Here is a 2,790-nt window from a genome sequence, read left to right on the forward strand (position 1 = left end):
CTTCGGCGAGGCCGCGCAGTGACCGCCCGCGCCCGCCGCAGGAGCCGCGACGGCACCCGCCTCGCGCAGCCGGCCTTCGGCCAGCGGCCGCGTGGCTATGCGCCGGTGGAGGTGCTGGGCGCCGACCAGGTCGCCGCGATCCATGGCGCCGGGCTGGAGATCCTGGCGCGGATCGGGATGCGGGTGCTCGACGGACCCGCGCGGGGACTGTTCCGCGACGCCGGGGCCGAGGTCGCGGGTGAGATCGTGCGGCTCGATCCCGGGCTCGTGGAGGAACGGCTGAGAACCGTGCCCGACCGCTTCACCCTGTACGCCCGCAACCCGGCGCATGACGTGACCATCGGCGGCGATCTTTGCGTCCATGCCTCGGTCGGCGGGCCGGCCTACGTGATGGACAACGACCGCGGCCGGCGCGACGGGACCTTCGCCGAGATGTGCGACTACCTGCGCCTCGTGCAGGTCTTGAACGTGATCCACCAGGAGGGCGGCGGCCCGTTCGAGCCGATGGACCTGCCCGCCAACACCCGCCACCTCGACATCTACCGGGCCCAGATCGGGCTGCTCGACAAGACCTGGCAGGGCCAGACCCTGGGCCGGGCGCGGACGATGGACGGGATCGCGATGGCGGCGATCGCGCTCGGCACGACGCCCGAGGGACTGGCGGAGCGGCCCGCGCTCCTCGGCGTCATCAACACCAACTCGCCCCTGCAGCTCGACGTGCCGATGGCGGAGGGGCTGATCGCCATGGCCGAACAGGGCCAGGCGCTGGCCATCACGCCCTTCACGCTCGCCGGCGCGATGGCGCCGGTGACGCTGGCGGGAGCCCTGGCGCAGCAGCACGCCGAGGCGCTGGCCGGAATCGTGCTGACCCAGATCGTGCGGCCGGGCGCGCCGGTGCTCTATGGCGGCTTCACCTCCAACGTGGACATGCGGTCGGGCGCGCCGGCCTTCGGCACACCGGAATATGTCAAGGCGGCGCAGGCCTCGGGCCAGTTGGCCCGGCATGTGGGCGTGCCGTTCCGGTCCTCGAACGTGACCGCGGCGAACGAGGTCGACGCGCAGGCGGCCTACGAAAGCCAGATGGCGCTCTGGGGCGCGCTCATGGGTGGCGCGCATCTGCTGGAGCACGCGGCCGGGTGGCTTCATGGCGGGCTGACCGCGAGCTTCGAGAAGCTCGTGCTCGACGCCGAGCTCCTGATGATGATGGATGCCTATTTCGCCCCCATCGACACCTCGCCCGAGGCACTGGCGCTGGAGGCCATCCGCGAGGCGGGGCCGGGCGGGCATTTCTTCGGCACGGGGCACACGATGGCGCGGTACGAGACCGCGTTCCATGCGCCGCTCCTGTCCAACTGGGACAATTACCCGACATGGCGCGAGCGCGGCGGCATCGACGCCCGGGCCCGCGCGAATGCCGTCTGGAAGACGCTTCTGGCCGACTACGAGGAACCCGTGCTCGACCCCGCCGTGGCCGAGGCGCTGGACGACTATGTCGCCCGCCGCAAGGCCGAGGGCGGGGCGCCGATGAACTGAGGCGAGGATGGCAACGATCCGCGAGACATTCCGCCACGAGGTCGAGATCGTCGAGAACCTCTTCCTGCCGATGCCCGACGGCACCCGGCTGGCGGCGAAGCTCTGGCGGCCGAAGGGGGCGGGGCCGGTGCCGGCGATCCTCGAATACCTGCCCTACCGCAAGCGCGAGGGGACGCGCGAGCGCGACCAGAAGATGCATGCCTGGCTGGCCGGCCACGGCTATGCCTGCCTCCGGCTCGACATCCGCGGCACCGGCGACAGCGAGGGGCTGATCGACGGCGAATACAGCGAGCAGGAGATGCGTGACGGCTGCGACGCCATCGCCTGGATCGCCGCGCAGGACTGGTGCGACGGGCAGGTGGCGATGTACGGGCTTTCCTGGGGCGGGTTCAACGGCCTCCAGATCGCGGCGCGGCGGCCGCCGGCGCTGAGGACGATCATCACCCTCGGCTCGACCGACGACCGCTACGCGACCGACGTGCACTATGTCGGGGGCTGTCTCTCCAAGGACAATTTCGACTGGTCGGCGACCATGTTCGCCTGCAATGACCTGCCGCCCGACCCCGGGATTGTCGGACCGGCGTGGCGTGCCATGTGGCGGGCGCGGATGGAGCACAACCGGCCGTGGATCCTGGACTGGCTCGCCCACCAGCGCCGCGACGACTATTGGAAGCACGGTTCGGTCTGCGAGGACCTTTCGGCGATCGACATCCCGGTGCTTGCCGTCTCCGGCTGGGCCGACAACTATTCCGAAAGCGTGCCGCGCCTCCTGGCCGGGCTTTCCGGCCCGCGCCGGGGTGTGGTCGGCCCCTGGGCGCACTCCTTCCCGCATGACGTCGCCGTCGAACCCGCCATCGGCTGGTTGCAGGAGGTGAAGCGCTGGTGCGACCACTGGATGAAGTCAATCCCGGGCGGGCTCATGGACGAGCCGATGTACCGCGTCTGGATGCAGGAGAGCGTCGCCCCCGCCACCTGCTACCGCGAACGCCCGGGACGCTGGGTGGCGGAGGCGCTCTGGCCCTCGTCGCGCATCGAACGGCGCCCGCTCCACCTCAATCCGGGCGGGCGGCTCGATCCCGCGCCGGGTGCGGCGGCGGAGGTGCCGATCTGCTCGCCGCTCTGGGTCGGGCTCGCCGCCGGCGAGATCGGGCGCTACGGCGACGGGGCCGATTGGCCGACAGACCAGCGCGAGGACGACGGCGGCTCGCTCGTCTTCGTGACCGACCCATTGCCCGAACGAACGGAGATCCTCGGGGC

2 protein-coding genes are annotated in these 2,790 nt (G+C 71.4%); both read left to right on the plus strand.

What is annotated here, in order from left to right:
- Window positions 1-1,533: trimethylamine methyltransferase family protein (locus tag F9K34_RS18355; RefSeq protein ID WP_291338546.1), on the plus strand; the 1,533-nt coding region annotated here is incomplete at its 5' end.
- Window positions 1,534-1,540: 7 nt separating this feature from the next.
- Window positions 1,541-2,790 (plus strand): CocE/NonD family hydrolase (locus F9K34_RS18360; protein WP_291338547.1); only part of this gene is annotated, 1,250 nt, incomplete at its 3' end.

Origin of the sequence: Albidovulum sp. (assembly GCF_008933605.1) — a bacterium.
Lineage (GTDB): Bacteria > Pseudomonadota > Alphaproteobacteria > Rhodobacterales > Rhodobacteraceae > Albidovulum.